Annotated in this window: 15 protein-coding genes; 8 read left to right on the top strand and 7 right to left on the bottom strand. The window is 48.0% G+C overall.

The features are described from left to right. Window positions 1-77: 77 nt before the first annotated feature. The 4 genes from IXB50_RS16595 to IXB50_RS16610 all read right to left on the bottom strand — a co-directional run bounded on the left by IXB50_RS16595 (window position 78) and on the right by IXB50_RS16610 (window position 3,557). Window positions 78-1,481, bottom strand: a complete 1,404-nt coding sequence (locus tag IXB50_RS16595) for a hypothetical protein (protein WP_215610098.1) — start codon at window positions 1,479-1,481, stop codon at window positions 78-80. 60 nt (window positions 1,482-1,541) lie between these two features. Next, window positions 1,542-2,108 (bottom strand): hypothetical protein, encoded by a 567-nt coding sequence (locus IXB50_RS16600; RefSeq protein ID WP_215610099.1) that lies wholly within the window; start codon window positions 2,106-2,108, stop codon window positions 1,542-1,544. Beyond that, on the bottom strand, window positions 2,074-2,496 hold the full coding sequence (locus tag IXB50_RS16605; RefSeq protein ID WP_215610100.1) for a hypothetical protein: 423 nt from the start codon (window positions 2,494-2,496) through the stop codon (window positions 2,074-2,076). The genes IXB50_RS16600 and IXB50_RS16605 overlap by 35 nt, the downstream gene beginning before the upstream one ends. Window positions 2,497-2,636: 140 nt before the next feature. Next, complete coding sequence (locus IXB50_RS16610) at window positions 2,637-3,557, bottom strand: hypothetical protein (protein ID WP_215610101.1); 921 nt, start codon at window positions 3,555-3,557, stop codon at window positions 2,637-2,639. A gap of 357 nt (window positions 3,558-3,914) precedes the next feature. Here IXB50_RS16610 and IXB50_RS16615 point away from each other — a divergent pair, with 357 nt between their 5' ends. Beyond that, window positions 3,915-4,301 carry a RidA family protein gene (locus tag IXB50_RS16615; protein ID WP_215610102.1) on the top strand — a complete coding sequence of 129 codons (387 nt, stop codon included), beginning with the start codon at window positions 3,915-3,917 and terminating at the stop codon, window positions 4,299-4,301. Between the two features lie 98 nt (window positions 4,302-4,399). Continuing rightward, the gene (locus tag IXB50_RS16620) at window positions 4,400-6,427 is read left to right on the top strand and encodes an FAD-dependent oxidoreductase (protein ID WP_215610150.1); all 2,028 of its coding nucleotides are present in this window, start codon (window positions 4,400-4,402) and stop codon (window positions 6,425-6,427) included. Window positions 6,428-6,618: 191 nt separating this feature from the next. Here the strand turns inward: IXB50_RS16620 and IXB50_RS16625 are convergent, their stop codons facing one another. Both IXB50_RS16625 and IXB50_RS16630 read right to left on the bottom strand, forming a co-directional pair. Beyond that, complete coding sequence (locus IXB50_RS16625; protein ID WP_215610103.1) at window positions 6,619-7,053, bottom strand: DUF6918 family protein; 435 nt, start codon at window positions 7,051-7,053, stop codon at window positions 6,619-6,621. A 115-nt stretch (window positions 7,054-7,168) separates the two neighbouring features. After that, a complete protein-coding gene (locus IXB50_RS16630; RefSeq protein WP_215610104.1) occupies window positions 7,169-7,783 on the bottom strand; it encodes a DUF1614 domain-containing protein in 615 nt (204 codons plus the stop codon). 209 nt (window positions 7,784-7,992) lie between these two features. Here IXB50_RS16630 and gltX point away from each other — a divergent pair, with 209 nt between their 5' ends. From gltX to IXB50_RS16645, 3 genes are all read left to right on the top strand, one after another. After that, window positions 7,993-9,441, top strand: coding sequence for a glutamate--tRNA ligase (gene gltX / locus IXB50_RS16635; protein ID WP_215610105.1), 1,449 nt, complete (start codon window positions 7,993-7,995; stop codon window positions 9,439-9,441). Between the two features lie 296 nt (window positions 9,442-9,737). Further along, window positions 9,738-11,633: an ATP-dependent zinc metalloprotease FtsH gene (ftsH2, locus tag IXB50_RS16640; RefSeq protein WP_215610106.1), complete on the top strand. Its 1,896-nt coding sequence runs from the start codon at window positions 9,738-9,740 to the stop codon at window positions 11,631-11,633. 196 nt (window positions 11,634-11,829) lie between these two features. After that, on the top strand, window positions 11,830-12,903 hold the full coding sequence (locus IXB50_RS16645; protein WP_215610107.1) for a glycosyl transferase: 1,074 nt from the start codon (window positions 11,830-11,832) through the stop codon (window positions 12,901-12,903). A gap of 67 nt (window positions 12,904-12,970) precedes the next feature. Here IXB50_RS16645 and IXB50_RS16650 read toward each other — a convergent pair whose 3' ends face one another. After that, on the bottom strand, window positions 12,971-14,035 hold the full coding sequence (locus IXB50_RS16650; protein ID WP_215610108.1) for a pentapeptide repeat-containing protein: 1,065 nt from the start codon (window positions 14,033-14,035) through the stop codon (window positions 12,971-12,973). A 206-nt stretch (window positions 14,036-14,241) separates the two neighbouring features. On the opposite strand from IXB50_RS16650, the gene IXB50_RS16655 reads away from it, so the two are divergent. The 3 genes from IXB50_RS16655 (at window position 14,242) to IXB50_RS16665 (ending at window position 16,305) form a co-directional block, all read left to right on the top strand. Beyond that, the gene (locus IXB50_RS16655) at window positions 14,242-14,679 is read left to right on the top strand and encodes a secondary thiamine-phosphate synthase enzyme YjbQ (RefSeq protein WP_215610109.1); all 438 of its coding nucleotides are present in this window, start codon (window positions 14,242-14,244) and stop codon (window positions 14,677-14,679) included. A gap of 84 nt (window positions 14,680-14,763) precedes the next feature. Further along, window positions 14,764-15,696: a GTPase Era gene (era, locus tag IXB50_RS16660; RefSeq protein ID WP_215610110.1), complete on the top strand. Its 933-nt coding sequence runs from the start codon at window positions 14,764-14,766 to the stop codon at window positions 15,694-15,696. Between the two features lie 9 nt (window positions 15,697-15,705). Next, window positions 15,706-16,305 carry a hypothetical protein gene (locus tag IXB50_RS16665; protein ID WP_215610111.1) on the top strand — a complete coding sequence of 200 codons (600 nt, stop codon included), beginning with the start codon at window positions 15,706-15,708 and terminating at the stop codon, window positions 16,303-16,305. Window positions 16,306-16,873 lie beyond the last annotated feature (568 nt).

A 16,873-nucleotide genomic window follows, 5' to 3' on the forward strand; every position in this document is an offset into this window, starting at 1 on the left:
TGTCTATTGCTATGCTCAAACCACAGTCCATAAATGGCAGGTGTTAGTTTTGGATGGGGGCATGATCCAGTTCAGACTTAGCTAGACGTTTGGGAGCTTTTTTCTAAGGCCGGAGAGGATATGGCTGCTGGGGATAATTCTGAATTTATCGTTGGTGTAATGGCTGTTTCGTTGTCTGGTTGCGTGACTAAATTATTTTCAGTCATGCTAAATTCTAGCGGCTTTGCCTGAGCTGAGAATTTGGTATCTATCGACACTACATGAGCACTAGGTTCCTCTCCTGGATTGTTGGCTAACTTGTCTGGAGCCTGATTGAATGTCGCTGACTCTGTCCGAGACGATCTTGCTCGTTGGGGCTCAGTGGTTTCTTCTATTGCGTTGACAGCAATGTCTACTGGAGGGGGGACTAAGGCTATCGCTGGAACTTTTAAGGTATCTTTAATTGGCTCATCTGGTTTTTGTTGTTGAGCTTGGTAGGAGCTAAATGCTTGAGTAATAGCCTCATGACGTCGACTTTGATCTTGTTTGATACTCGGTAGGGTGTTGCCTAACCCAGGTGCATTCCAACGTTGAGTATCAGGATCTAAATAGGCATAGGTGCGAGCCCAGACGATGGCCTCCCTGTTGTCTATAACTTTTTCCCTTGCTTGGGCTAAACGATCTATATAGCCCCCTCGCTCTAGGGCTGCTTTAGGAGATTGATTGGCTAAGTCTAGGCCATTTAAGATTTCGTCTAGGGTCATAGATAGCCCTGCTTGGTTGGCCTGTTTGGCCATCGTTTTGCCCTGTTTTTTTAGTCGCTTCAGTTGTTTTCTGTCTGCTTCTTGTGGGGAATGTGCACCATGCTGATATGAAAACGTGCCCATATTCCATACACCATTGCCTGGGTCTGTATGGCCATAGTATGCGCGAGTCGGTTGGCCGTTGGGGGTGCGAGTGCCTTCAGCACTGCCGATTACTCTAGCTACTAGGGAGTTGGAGCCACCTTCATACAGCCATTGTGGTAGATCTGGCTGTTGTGATGTCGAGACCGACTTTTGAGGTGTGGTAGGAACATGTATAGATTGCTCAGGATCAAAGTTTAAGCCCATCGCTTGATGATGGTGCTTAGGTGTATTGGGCCTTAGAACACGGGTCGTCGGTAATGCTTCGGGTGGTGGTGGTAAAAGGCGAGCTGCTGCAATGGTCTTGTTAGGTGAACCTTTCGGCGACTGCATCATCCTGACCGGTGGCTGACTGGCTGGAGGGGGAATAGGTAGTGATTGAGATTGAGATTGAGATTGTGGAAGGGCTGATTTGATGGGATGGGACTCTGGAGTATCAGCTTTCAGGGAAGTCTGGTCAGAAACGCGTGCAGATACAGACGCTGTTGATTGGGTTCCTAGATCAAAACTCACCCCCAGGGCGTGAGCAGGATGCTGATATAGAGTTGTTAGGAGTAAAGAGAAGGCAACAAGGGGGTGAAGCTTAAAGCACAACATGATAATCCGGAGTCCGAATACGAAAATAGTAGGGGGAGAGTTAGGAAGAAAGCAGACAAACTATGGGCTAGAGGTTTCTGTTATTGTCTTTTGGGGAGATTTGTTTTGGGTTTGATCTATCTCCTCAGCCTCAGGTTTCTCAATGTAATGGCGGTCCGAAAGAGAGCGTTCTAAAATTCCTGTAGAGGGCTCAACAATGATCCATGTTCCATCAGGCTGACGTCGTAATGTAGCGAATTGTATATACCTTCCTCTACCAATGCTTTGCCCAGCTTGAACAGGACCTAAATGGGGTTGATGTAAGCCACAGAACCGGAAGAGATAGGCAGGGACTTCTGGGGTTGAATAGATGATGCATTGGTCGATGGTACTAGGTTCTACCTTGCCTGTGAAGGGAGCGCGCAGCGGTTGACGCTTGAGCTGAATCGAAATATCACCCAAACTGCCTACAACGAGTTGATCCGCGATTAAATCACCCGGCTCTAGTTCCCATTGTTGTTGGATATTAATGACGCGTTGAGGGGGGAGTGCATGAGACTGACAACTACTTAATGCTAGCCCCAGCAATAAAGTCCACTGGTTGGGCTGAAGCCTACTCAAAACTGAAACGATAGCCTGCATACTCATTATTTTCGTAGAGAATCACAAGGGTGGTGCTGGGATCAAAGGCAAGGGGATACGTTTCTCTTTCGGCATTTACGCCTGATCTAACTTTGATTGTAGGAAGCTGGCAGTATGGTTCGCTGACAATTTGTCGTACTCGAGACTTTGTATCTCGTTCTGGAATAGTCAGTAATGTTGCTAGTTGTTCCCTAGAGAGTTTGGCTTCATCACTGACAATGGCATTACAATTTGCCTGGTGTGACACTGTATTAGCAGATGTCAAAAATATTTTGAGTCGATCAAAATCGATCAGTAGAGCGGCTAGAATCATGGCTAGACTAGCTGCCACTAAGGGTTTCGGGGCAAGGCGTTGAGAATGGGCTTGCTGGGGATTAGGGGTGGGGTAAACCATGGGAAAACCTCAAGGAAGAGAATGAGCGTGTTAGAGATGAACAAAGCTAGCAAATCTATCTGATTCCTTGCTGACGCATGAGCATAGGGCAAGAGTATAGAAGTTTAGATATCAGCTGAGATAAATATAGGCAGAGGTACTTATACAAAACGTCCACCTATTAGCAATCCAATGATGATCATTAGTGTTCGATACCCCAATATTGGATTGGGGCGAGGACTGAAAATAGCACGATAGAGATTGAGAATAATCCCGCCGATGAGGACTAATGCGACTGGGGTCCAGAGGGGAGGATACACTTGAAAAATTTGGTGAAGAATAATCCGAGAGATCGCAGCTCCAATACACCAAATTGCTCCATCGAGCAGAGTGAATTGTGAGGCGCGATTGCGATGACCTGCTGATACATAACGCTTGGTCCAGCTTTGAATGGAACGATATGCTAACTTCCAGAAGTGAGTGAGCTCCTCCATGAAGCCACTTGGATCAGCTTCTGTATAGATACTTTCATCAAAGCTAGTATCGGGGGCTGGAGACTGATGCAATGGATGCTGAAATAACTGCGAAGACCGGTTGCTCAAGGTGACAGCATTGGAGGTGGCAGCATGTTCAGCTTGATGCAATGTGACTGTGTGATAAGCCAAATCTAAACAACCATTGTGATCTCTTTGAACTGTTGGGATCTGAATTGTTTGACGCTGGGCGAAAAAATGTTTGATGTCATCTATATCAGGGGAGATACCCGGCTGGATTTGCTGGGTCAGGCTGTCACCCAAGGCTTTTAAACGTTGTAGAGCCTGTTCCTGTTGCTGGGCTAGATTCTCAACGGCAGACAAGGCAGCATCAAATTGCTGCAAACTTGAGTCAGACATGTTGGGAGCAGGTGCTTGGTGTGAGCGTTGTCTTAGCGTTTTAATGGCCGTTGTGACTTGAGCTAAGTTGGGGGAGGGGGCGGCTAGCCGCGACTGTCCCCAGGGTGCCGCCAGAGGCTCTGGAGGTGATGCTTTGAGGGTTTGTAGCTTTTGCCGAATGGTTTGAAGTTCCATATCTAAATCGTTCATAGTGAAGCAAGGGACGAGGAACGAATAGAACGTATGATCTATTATTAATACAAATGTACCATATATGTAGTCAGAATGATCACTCTTTAGGTTGATTTCAGGTGTGAATTTCTTGACTGTGCCTGCATTGGGGGTTGCTATTAGTATTGGTCCAAATGAACTATTCAGTCTGGGTTACAGGAGCTTTTTTATTGGATCGGATATTTGTTAGCTGCTCGATGTTTAGGCATTGATGCGTTAATGCATGATTGTTTGTTGTTCCATGTGTCTGCTTGTATAAGGTGTGACTATAGGTCAAAGGCTTGTTCAATGAGCAAATAGACCAGCACTCTAGTTATTTTGGTAGGCTAATCTCCAATGCTTGAATTTATTACGTTGCCCGATGCTTTACCTCCAGTGGCTCCTTACTCCCATGCCGTGAAGGCAGGAGATTTTCTTTTTGTGACCGGTCAGCTACCTGAAGATCCTGATTCTGGAGAAGTATTAAAGCTTGATATTGAGGCTCAAACCCGTCAGGTGATGGAAAATCTCAAGCGAGTTCTAACCCATGCGGGGACCAAGTTTGAAAATATTGTCATGGTGCGTATCTTTGTGACGGATTTTCGCTATTACGAGATTGTTAATCAAATTTATGCTTCTTATTTTGATCAGACTCGTCTTCCTAGTCGAACGACAGTGGGGATAACTGCGTTGGCAGGGTATGGCGATGTTGAGATTGACTTAATTGTTTATTGTGGCGTGTGAGATGTTTGTCTGGCTTTGCCACAGATACTAATTCTAATGGTTATAGTGGCTTGGATATGGCGCTTGACGTCGCATTGTCATCGACTAAGGAAGGATTTATGCAAATTTCTGTCAGTGTGGTTGCTTGTCAATATGGACGGCGATTCTTGTCGGCGATAGGCCTTTCTCTGATCGTGGCTAGTCCCTTAGCGGCGGCACCGATTCGGCTCGATCAGACTGAGCGTTGTGACATTTTGGTCGTCGGAGGTGGTCTGGCAGGGGTGGCTACGGCCTATGAGAGTTTACGGGCTGGGCATACTGTTTGTTTGACTGAAATGACGGATTGGTTGGGGGGACAGTTGACATCCCAGGGGACTACCGCTCTGGATGAAGCTAAGCGTCAGCGTCAGTTGGATTTTTATGCTGCTGGGTACAAGCAGTTGCGGCAACGAGTATTGGAGCGCTATGGTCGCCAGAATCCAGGAGATTGCTGGGTGAGTGCTGTGTGCTTCTTGCCCGCTGATGCCCACGATATTTTGGTGGATATGCTAGATGAGGCAGCGCATGAGGGGGATGGAGAGCTTAAGTGGTTTCCATCCACCGTTGTCAAGGAATTGGAGATCGATGGTGCGATGATTGATGGTGCGATCGCAATCCAACACAGTCCAGTCCCTGGTACCCCACCCCTCAATACCGAGCCCCTGTCTGCGACCTTGGCAGATGCTTATACCTATGCAGACTCCGAACGCTTCAATAAACGCATTATTCGCTTTGAGCCCAGTGGCCATGAAGGCCCCGCCGACTGGTATGTAGTCGAAGCCACCGAAACTGGCGAAGTGATTGCCCTAGCTGGTGTGCCCTACCAGCTAGGATTAGATCCGAAATCGTATCTCAATCCTTCTTCTCCGACCTTGACAGGTGATGCCTATTGCACCCAGGGTTTTACCTACACATTTGCCATGGAGCGGACGGACTCTCCCCAACCTCAGGAGAAACCTGGGTATTATGACACCTACGCTCCCTACTTTAGTTTTGAGCGTGAGCGCGACAATACGAACTACATCGATTTTGTATTCACGTATCGGCGCATCTTAGCGCCGGGTAACCGCCCTGAACGTCGTATTTTTGGTGTTAGTGATATCAAGCCCGGCGATATCTCCATGCAAAACTGGACCTGGGGGAATGATTATCGCCCTGGTACATCTGTGGATAATCTGATCTATTCCCATGATCAGCTAGAGGCTTCTGGTCAGCTAGAGCCAGGGGGCTGGTTAGGCGGTTTGCGAGTGGACACGTTGCGGCGGGGAGAAGAAAACGCTTTTAGCTATTATTACTGGCTCTTGGCCAGCTTAACTGACTCGCAACTAGGATATGGCATCAAGGATGTTGATCTGCGCTATCGCTTTTTGACGGGATTTGATGCTCCGATGAATACGGCCCATGGTTTATCGAAGCATCCCTATATTCGCGAGGGTCGCCGCATTGTCGGACGACCCGCCTATGGTCATCCTGACGGTTTCATGATCAATGAAATTGATATTTCCCGCGTTGACTATAACGATGACTACTACCAAACCCAATTGCCTGGCAACATGTATTTGTCTCTGCGGCGAGCCCTGGCTGGTTTAGAAACCACGTCAGCGATTGAAACTGACCAACCTGCGACTGAGATTCCTCGTCGTACTCGGTCGACAATTTTTCCAGATTCCCTTGGGATTGCCCAGTATGCGATTGACTTTCATCCTTGCATGGAGCAATCTCCCCCTGAATTGCCCGGCAATACCGAGCGTGCAGGGATAAGGCGAGCCCATGGTCAAAGCTATCCTGGTCAAATTCCTTTGCGGGCTATGATTCCTCAAAATATCGATAATCTACTGGTAGCGGGGAAGAGTATTGCCACCAGCACGATAGCGTCAGCAGCTTACCGTGTCCATTCGTTTGAGTGGTCTGCTGGAACTGCTGCCGGGGCCACGATTGATTACGCTTTAGAGAATCAGCTGTTGCCTTACACCCTTGTCGATGATTTACCACGCGCAGAACCAGGTTTGTTAGAGTTGCAGCAGCGTATCCAAGCAGGTGGCAACCCGACTGCTTTTCCCGATACCTCTGTTTTTAATTTGGATTGGGAAGATTGGCGAGTCTGGTAATGCTAGTTTCGAGGGGGGAGTTCTAAGAGATGGATGTCTGCTTCCAGGAGAGATAGTTATCCATACACTGTTGGGTATGATTTGGAACTTATGCTAAGAGATAGTTTTGAGTCGGCTGAGTGTGCCTGATTATCCTGGTTTAGATATCCTGGACACCCAGGCACACCGAAGTTCTGAACTGAAAACGTTGCTTAAACGGCGTGACTGTTGATGATTTGTGCTAGGTCTGGAACAGCTGCCTCGACGTCGTTCTTAACAGATTTACGCAGCTTTTTATAAGTTGCGCTGACGACGCCATTGTTGCTGCCCTCAATGCGAGCATCGGTGACGCTAAGAATGCTATCGGCGGTGCGATCGCTATTTTCACTTAAAAACTTAACGGGGTCTCCAGTAGCAGTCCCTTCTTGCCACATGGGGTCCAGGGCTTGGCAAGCATCAGGTAGCAACCGATCAATAGCGCCAGGAATATAGCTAGCTCCAATACCTTTGATAACACCGTAGGCGGTTTTCATGGCCATGCCTGCCAGACCACTCTTTTCGGCAACTTGTTTATCAATGAGTTTGGCACAGTCAGCGGCAATATTGGCGCGGACGGCCTTGTCTTGAATTTTATCGCTTAGTCCCATAAGACATCACCTATAAGATCAAAATAAACTGTTCCAATTCATAAAGAATTTTCAACACTATTATTGTTCCAGTTTGCTGCGCTGATTCAGACAACTTTGTGGGATCTTTAAGGGCTCAGGCCAGTAATAGCGCAAATAAGCCACATAGGGCAATGCCATCTAACACCCCGGCTCCGCCGATGCTCAAAGTACCGGAGGACAAGCGTTCCATTTCTTTGAGATGCAGCAGATCAGCACCAATTAAGGTGCCCAAAATCCCACCAGCAAACGCTACGCTGGGAGCGGCCACACCCCCTAGTAGCCAGGCACAGACTACGGCTGTGAGCGGTGCCACCATAGCGTTCATCCGAATGCCAGTCCCAGGCACAATCTGAGCTGCACAATAGCTGACCAGGGTAACGATGGCCGTCGTCGCTAAAATGGCAAGCACATTACCTCGCGTGAACTGATAGATAGCGAGAATTATGGGAATGAGACCACCACCGACATTGAGTGCAACAATTGTTTGCTGGCGGTCCCAAAGCATGCCCACGGGGCGTAAGCTCTTTTGGTATAAGGGAATGTTAATCGTACTACCAATGACAATGGCGGCGAGCAAGAGAATCGCCAAACTAGGGGCAAAGCCTAGCTTGGTAACGGCGACGGTCACCATATCCATCGTCAGTCCTGTGATTACCAACGGCAGCAGGAGCATGGCAAATAAGAACAGGATTATAGGTAAAACAATCATAATTTTCATCCCTGGCTGAACGATGTTCCCAGGCAGTCTTGATGAGGGCTGGGGCACATCTTTAGTGTGGCGTGCATGTCAGACCCTATGGTGTAGAAAATGCCGTACTTGATTAGGGAGGGGTAGCGATTTTTTGGCATCTCTTTCAGATGGTCCTGTCGGGCATATAGTACGCTGATAGACTTAGCTGTTTCGTTTCCGCAATCACCATGTCTGTTCGTGTTCGGATCGCTCCGAGTCCCACTGGGAATCTTCATATTGGTACAGCCAGAACTGCCGTTTTTAACTGGTTGTTTGCTCGCTCCCAGGGGGGCACATTTATCCTGCGGGTGGAAGATACAGATTTAGAGCGCTCCAAGTCCGAATACACGCAGAACATTATGGATGGTTTGCAGTGGCTAGGCATGACCTGGGATGAAGAGCCCGTCTATCAAACCCAGCGTATGGGGCTTTATCAGCCGAAGATTCAAGCATTATTGGATCAAGGTCTGGCTTATCGTGCCTATGAGACCTCTGAGGAACTGAATGATATGCGGGAAAAGCAGAAGGCCCGTAGTGAAGCACCACGTTATAACAATCAACACCGCGATCTAACGCCTGAACAAATTGCTGCCTTTGAAGCAGAGGGGCGACAGGCAGTAATCCGATTCAAGATTGACGATGACCGAGAGATCACGTGGAATGATATGGTGCGTGGCCCAGTGAACTGGAAAGGTCGCGATCTGGGTGGAGATATGGTGATCGCTCGAGCCTCATCAAGTACAGAAATTGGCCAGCCACTTTATAACTTTGTGGTGGTTGTGGATGATGCGGATATGGGGATTACCCATGTGATTCGTGGTGAAGATCATGTGGGTAATACCCCTAAGCAAATTTTGCTGTATGAAGCGATGGGAATGCCTGTGCCTGAGTTTGCTCACACGCCGCTGATCTTAAATGAGCAAGGGGCGAAGCTGTCTAAGCGTGATGGCGTAACGTCGATTTCAGACTTTCAAGCCATGGGCTTTACGGCAGAAGCGCTGGCCAACTATATGACTCTATTAGGTTGGTCTGCACCCGAAGCCCAAGAGCTCTTTACATTGGACGAAGCGGCTAAATTGTTTAGCTTTGACCGGGTCAATAAGGCAGGCGCTAAGTTTGACTGGGATAAGCTGGACTGGATTAACAGTCAGTATCTCCATGCAAAATCGCCAGAGGATCTACTAGAGCTGATTGCACCCTATCTCAAAGCAGCAGGATATGAGTTTGATGGGGCTACAGATCGCGATTGGTTATTGAAAATAGCTGCTCTGGCTGGTCCCAGTCTGACCCGTCTGAAGGATTGTGTAGAGCTAAGTCGTTTTTTCTTTACACCGACGATGGACTTTTCAGCAGCAGCAGTCGAGCAGCTGAAAAAGGACGGTGTGGCTGATGCCATGCAGGCGGTGTTGGATGCGCTTAAAGCCCATGAGGGCCTCACTGCAGCGAGTGATGCTAAAGGTCTGATTAATCAGGTAACCAAGTCGCTGGGGGTGAAAAAAGGTCTAATTATGCGTTCTTTGCGGGCCGCGCTGATGGCGGACATGCAGGGACCAGACTTAGTGGATTCTTGGTTGATTTTGCATCAGCGTGGTTTTGATCAAGGGCGTTTAGAACGGGCCATATCTCTGGGGCGATAAGGATGTATTGCACCCTGAGACGCTGATGATTAGCAGATTTGATCGGGGAGCTAATGTATCAATGCTCCCCAGCATGTGAATATGTCGGTTGGCAAAGGATTGCTCCTATCTGAGAAATTACGTTACATTTAGTAAACAATGTAGCTAATAGAACTAGATTGACCTAGGCATGGGATGAATTGTTGATTCCCTGTTTTAGTACAAACATTCTAAAAAGCTAAGATAAACGTAAGACATGCTTTGCCATCTACAGGCAGACGTAGTTAGGACTTTTACTTAAACGAGGCCACCGAGATATGAAGCTTTCTTGGAGAGTCATTCTGCTTTGGACATTGCCAGCCCTTTTGATTGGGTTTTTCTTTTGGCAGGGTTCCATGGGAGGAGACCCCGCAAACATGAGTCGTAATAATACGGCAAGTACCCGTATGACCTACGGCCGGTTTTTAGGTTATTTGGATGCTGGCCGAGTGACGGCGGTTGACCTTTATGATGGTGGTCGCACAGCTATTGTTGAAGCGGTTGATCCACAGCTAGATGACCGAGTAATGCGCTGGCGTGTTGATCTTCCCGGTAGTGCTCCTGAGCTAGTTGAGCGTCTCCGTGATTCAGACATTAGTTTAGATTCCCATCCACCTCGTAATGATGGTGCTGTGGTTGGTATTTTAGGAAATTTGCTATTTCCTTTTCTATTGATTGCGGGACTTTTCTTCTTATTCCGTCGCTCCAATGGAGGTGTAGGTGGTGGCCCAGGCCAGGCCATGAACTTTGGTAAGTCCAAAGCTCGTTTCATGATGGAAGCTAAGACGGGCATCATGTTTGATGATGTGGCTGGTATTGATGAAGCGAAGGAAGAGCTTCAGGAAGTGGTTACTTTTCTGAAAAAGCCTGAGCGTTTTACCGCTATCGGTGCTCGAATTCCTAAAGGTGTGCTGCTGGTTGGTCCTCCTGGAACGGGTAAAACGCTTTTAGCGAAGGCAATTGCGGGTGAAGCTGGTGTCCCTTTCTTCAGCATCTCTGGTTCTGAATTTGTAGAGATGTTTGTGGGTGTGGGTGCGTCTCGTGTGCGTGACTTGTTTAAGAAAGCGAAGGAAAATGCGCCTTGCATAATCTTTATTGATGAGATTGATGCAGTGGGTCGTTCCCGTGGTTCCGGTATCGGTGGCGGTAATGATGAGCGTGAGCAGACTCTTAACCAGATGCTTACTGAGATGGATGGTTTTGAGGGCAATAGCGGCATCATTGTAATTGCAGCAACTAACCGGGTTGATGTCCTGGACTCTGCTCTGTTACGTCCTGGTCGTTTTGACCGTCAGGTATCGGTTGATCCGCCTGATGTTAAGGGGCGTATTGAGGTACTTGAAGTCCATGCCCGGAATAAGAAGCTGGCGGATGAGATTTCTTTGGATGCGATCGCACGCCGTACACCTGGTTTTACCGGTGCTGACCTCGCTAACTTGCTGAATGAAGCCGCGATTCTGACGGCCCGTCGTCGCAAAGAAGCTATCACAATGCTGGAAATCGATGATGCGGTAGACCGCGTTATCGCTGGTATGGAAGGGACCCCCTTGGTGGATGGCAAGAGCAAGCGCCTGATTGCGTACCACGAAGTTGGTCATGCTCTGATTGGTACCTTAGTCAAAGCCCATGACCCTGTTCAGAAGGTGACTCTGATTCCTCGTGGGCAAGCTCAGGGTTTAACGTGGTTCACACCTAGTGAAGATCAGATGCTGATCTCTCGCGCGCAGTTGTTGGCTCGAATTACCGGTGCCCTAGGTGGTCGTGCTGCTGAGGATGTCATCTTCGGCGATGCTGAAGTGACTACCGGTGCAGGTAACGACCTGCAGCAGGTAACCTCCATGGCCCGTCAAATGGTGACTCGCTTTGGGATGTCCTCTGAGTTAGGTGCGCTTGCCCTAGAGAATCCTCAAGGGGAAGTTTTCCTAGGGGGTAGTTGGGGTGGTCGTTCGGAGTATTCCGAGACGGTTTCTCAGCGGATTGATGAGCAGGTTCGTGCCATTGTTGAGCAGTGCTACGTCGATGCTAAGCGGATGGTTCAGGACAACCGTGCAGCTGTGGATCGTGTGGTTGATATTCTCATTGAGAAAGAGACCCTCGATGGTGAGGAGTTTCGTGAGATTGTGGCTGAATATACGACGGTTCCTGAGAAAGAGAGATTTGTCCCTGTGCTTTAAATAAGCAGAGGTGTAATGTTCTGACTGATATGTTTTATCGGTTATAACGATCACTATCTTGAGAATTAAAAATGGTGAGGTAGTATTTTCTGCTTCACCATTTTTTTGTTCTCAGCAAGTGCAGTATGTAATGTACGGGGTGAGATAGCGTGTCTGTATTCGCTACTTGACTTGATGACAAGCCTGAGATTTTTTTATGCCTACTCTATATTTAGCGATTACTAACCATGGCTTTGGTCATGCTACGCGTGCTGCGTCAGTGGCGGCAACTCTACTGCAGCGTCATCCTGATTTGCATATTATCTTGGCAACGACAGCTCCTCAGTGGTTGTTGCAATCATATTTGCCGTCTGAGCGAGTTAGCTATCGCCCGGTGAGTTTTGATATTGGGGTGCTCCAGAGCGATAGCCTGACCATGGATAAGGCTGCTACTTTGGAGAAACTCAAGTGGATTTGTGCCCATCAGGATGAGATTCTCGCACCGGAAATCGAGTTTATTCGAGCTACAGGGGTGGACCTGATTTTTGGTGATATTCCTCCCCTGGTGACCCAGCTAGCAAAAGCGGTGGGTATTCCATGCTGGATGATGAGTAATTTTGGCTGGGATTATATCTATCGGCCCTGGGGGGGAGAGTTTGAGGCTATTGCCGATTGGATTGCGGATTGTTTTGGGGATTGCGATCGCATGTTCCGTCTTCCTTTCCATGATCCGATGGATGCGTTTTCCCAGATCACGGATGTCGGGCTCACTGGCGGTACGCCAAAACTCACCGCCGATGCCCTCAGGGATCGATATCATCTTACTGCTCCAGAGGAGAAGACTGTACTGTTAACCTTTGGTGGCTTAGGTTTGGCTCAAATTCCCTATGTAAAAGCGCTACATGACTATCCCGACTGGCAGTTTATTACCTTTGATCGTCAAGCACCGGAGCTACCCAATTTACTGAAGGTGGAGGATCGGACATTGCGACCTGTGGATATGATGGTGATGTGCGATCGCGTTATCTCCAAACCAGGCTACAGCACCTTTGCCGAGACCTGTCGTCTCGATCGTGGCATCATCACCCTGCCCCGTCAGGGGTTTGCCGAAGCACAACTACTCCTAGATGGAATTCAGCGACATGCTTACCACCAAATTTTAGAGAGCCGCGCTTTCTTTAGTGGAGACTGGTCGTTTTTAGAACAGTCGCTCCAAGCGCCTACTGATGAGAAACTGGCCAACAATGGCAACGATACAATCGCAGTCGCTATTTGCCAGTATTTGAATTAAACCTTGTCCACGTCCAGAACGGTCGTTTTACCGTGGGAGAAACTACAGGTTTCAACTGGGACGTGGTTTAAGCTGCGTTTGCCAAGGTATCTATGGACGTGGGAAGTTTAGTGCCCTTCAATATGGCATGTCTTAAGTCTGCACCGGAAAGGTCAGTGTGACTAAGGTCAACGTAACTGAGATTGGCATGACTGAGATTGGCATCTGCAAGACAAGCACCCTGTAGGCATGCCTTGCTAAGGTTGGCTCCACTTAAGTTAGCGCCTTGAAAATTGACATTTTCGAGATTGGCTTCGCTAAATACTGTGTTGCGACAGTCTGTTTTATCCATGGAACTGTTTTGCAGCTGTGCCTGACACAGTGTTGCTTTGACCAGGCTTGCTCCGGTGAGAATGGCATTTTTGATCAGGGCATTATTCAGGTTTGCGTGATTGAGAATTGTGAGTTTCAAGTTAGCCATCGTAAAATTGGCCTTGATCAGCAAAGCTCCTATCAGAATAGCTCGATCTAAAATTGCTCTCGCAAAACTAGACTGAAAGCCATTCGCATCTTCTAAAATGGCCTGCGTAAGATTGGCTTCGCGAAAATCAGCCGATGTCAGGTTGGCCTTTCTAAAATTAGCCTGTTTCAGATCAGCGGTATAAAAAAGGCTATTTTCTAAGTTTGCGTAGCTGAGGTTGCAATGATTCATCTGGGCCATGCAACCATCGACCCCAGACAAAGAAGCCTCACAAAAATTACTATCAGTAAAAATCGCTTCCCGCAGATTACTACCGTGTAAATCAGCCATGGCAAAATTCGTTTTTTTGGCTTGGACTCTAATGAGGCTGGCCTCCCTCAGGTTGGCCTCGCGCATGTCAACACCCTCAAGCTCCGCCCAATCCAGTCTGACCTGGGACAAGTTGGCTGTGTAGAAAATGGCCTGTGTCAGGTTGGCTTGAAATAAATTGGCACCCGAGAAGTTACTGATACAGCTATCCACATGGCTGAGATTAATTCTGGGTAATTCTGCCCGGATCAAAAGCGCTTCTCGTAGCTCAGGTATATCTTCTGGCGCGGCATTCATGCGACGCCAATGATTCCATGCAGCTACGCCTTGCATGATGACAATGATGGGACTGGGAGGCAGCATGCAGATGCAAAAGTCAGTGGTAGATGACCCAATACAGGTCTAAAAAGACACATAGTATGTTCTAGGTTCAAGATGCCCTGTTGGGCTGTTGACACAACGTTTCTATGGGAAAAGTTAGGGAGATTGCAACAAACATTGTCATCCCTTGGCAGAGTCCTGTTCTATGCTGAAAAGCATTATGCATCTCTACTTTAGATGACATCATCATGCCTTCTACCAGTTCACTCTCTGTTCACTATCAAACCGTACTAACACTGCAAACGCGGGCCAAGTCCTTACAGCGATTTACGATGGAGGTTCAGGACGCTGTGCGTGAATCTAGGGTCAGTACGGGACTGTGTTGTCTATTTTTACGCCATACTTCAGCGAGTCTGGTCATTCAGGAAAATGCAGATCCTGATGTCCTTTTAGATATGGAAACGTTTTTAGCGAAGCTAGTTCCTGAAGGTAATTACTATCGCCACAGTGCCGAAGGCCCTGATGATATGCCTGCGCATATAAGAACGGCCTTAACCCATACCTCCGAGCAGATTCCTATTATGAATGGCTGGTTGGCTTTGGGCACTTGGCAGGGAATTTATATATGGGAACATCGCAGTCGGGGATATCGCCGGGATGTGGTAGTGCATATTACGGGTGTTTAGCCACCGTAATATGCAGGTAGAGTGGGCATGGCCCATCGGACAATAGGGAACGGGGAATGGGGAGTAGTGAGGAATACAACAGCAATGACCATCGATCTGGGGGGAACCCCAACACCACCAAAAGGTTTCCGCTCAGGATTTGTGGGTATTGTGGGACGTCCGAATGTGGGCAAGTCTACATTAATGAATGTGATGGTTGGGCAGAAGATTGCTATTACCTCACCGATCGCCCAAACCACGCGCAATCGTTTACGTGGAGTGATGACGCTTCCCGATGCTCAGGTCATCTTTGTGGATACTCCTGGTATCCATAAACCTCATCATGAGTTGGGCAAAGTGCTGGTAAAAAATGCGCGCATTGCGATTAATTCGGTAGATGTAACGCTCTTTGTGGTGGATGGTACTAGTGGCTTAGGGAGAGGCGATCTGTTTATTGCAGATATCCTCAAGCGCAGTGAAGTGCCGATTGTGTTGGGTATCAATAAGGCTGATCTACAACCTGAGCCCAAGGCGCAGATGATCGATATTAGCTATCAGGCGTTAGCCGATGAAAATGGCTGGCCTCTGTGTAAGTTTTCAGCTGTGACTGAGACCGGTCTGGACTCGCTGAAGGGGCAATTGGTTGAGCGGCTAGAGGTGGGACCTTACTACTACCCACCTGATTTAGTGACTGATCAGCCCGAGCGATTTATCATGGGCGAGCTGATCCGAGAGCAGGTATTGTTACACACCCGTGAAGAGGTGCCCCATTCGGTGGCTGTGGTGATAGAGGCAGTGGAGGAAACTCCAAAAATCACTAATGTGCTGGCTACGGTTTATGTAGAACGCAAGTCGCAAAAAGGAATTCTAATTGGTAAAAAAGGCTCCATGATGAAAGCCATCAATACGGCAGCCCGTGAGCAAATGCAGAAGCTTATTGCTGGTAAGGTGTATTTGGAAGTATTTGTGAAAGTTCAGGAACGGTGGCGACAATCGCGATCGCACCTAGCAGAATTGGGTTATCGCGTCGAAGAGTAAGGTGGGACAATGGCGTACAGTGATTTCACCGTCGGTAAAGTCAAACAAGCCTTTGGCCTCGAAACCATCGAAGGCCAACGTTTCCTGCCGGAGCTGTCGCCAATGGATCCATCCCAGGCCCTGGCTGATTTTTTAGCAGAAGCCTTTCCCCTGGCATCCTTATTGAAAAGTGAAAAAGCCAAGTCCGAGTTGTTAATTGCCCCGGTTCTACTGGAGGTACGGAAACTGCTCCAGCGTCAGGTGAGTTTGTTTTCTGGAGAAGAGTTTACGGTGGATGCCCAAGTGGGGTTGTCGGGCATCTGTGATTTTGTTATTAGTCAATCGACAGAACAGCTTGAAATTGAAGCGCCTGTCATTGTGGTGGTGGAAGCTAAGAAGGCTGATCTGAATGTGGGTATGGGCCAATGCATGGCGGAAATGGTTGCGGCCCAGCGGTTTAATCAGGCCATGGAGCGGCCATCTAAGCAGGTTTATGGCTGTGTGAGTAGTGGGATTCTCTGGCGGTTTTTGCAGCTGGAAGGTCAGGTGGTGACGATTGATATGGAAGATCGGTTATTGAATCCGTTGAGTCAGTTACTCGGGATTTTAGTGTGGATGGCTCAGCCGTAGAGATCACAATGACTAGCTGTGAAAATTTTGTCCGTAATGCTTTAATGGCTTGGGGTTAATTGGGCGAACTAATCATAGCTTTTATGAGTTGAGTAATGAGTTTTTTGAGGCGTTCATGCTCTGGAGAGGTGGTTCTTAGTGTCTAGGGTTCCCTTCAGATAGGTTATGCGTCATGTCGGCAACGGAGCGATAGATAGGGTGATAATGCATTGTATTGCTGGCCAGGTCACTCCTTATAAGGTTGTAGTACTTTGCGGCGGCGGGTAGATAATCGCTGAGGCTGAGTAAGGATAGGAGCATTGGGTGAGCACTGGCTTCCACCAGGGATGACTGGGCAATCAGCAGTCTGGGGTAATCCTACTGTAATGGAATTGTAATCTGCTGATGTGTTGTAGTGCTGATACTACGAAGAATCACAGACTGATGTGTACATCTTGAAAACTCAGTAGGGGTTTGTGATGTTTATCGGGCATTTTAAGCTAAGAAAAAAGGTAGGTGTCTAAATTTTCATGAGAAACCGTCATCTCTCTTAGAGAAGTCAGTGTGATACCTTCTACTTTGAGAGATT

The sequence above is a fragment of the Leptothoe spongobia TAU-MAC 1115 genome, from assembly GCF_018739885.1.
GTDB classification, from domain to species: Bacteria; Cyanobacteriota; Cyanobacteriia; order Phormidesmidales; family Phormidesmidaceae; genus Leptothoe; species Leptothoe spongobia.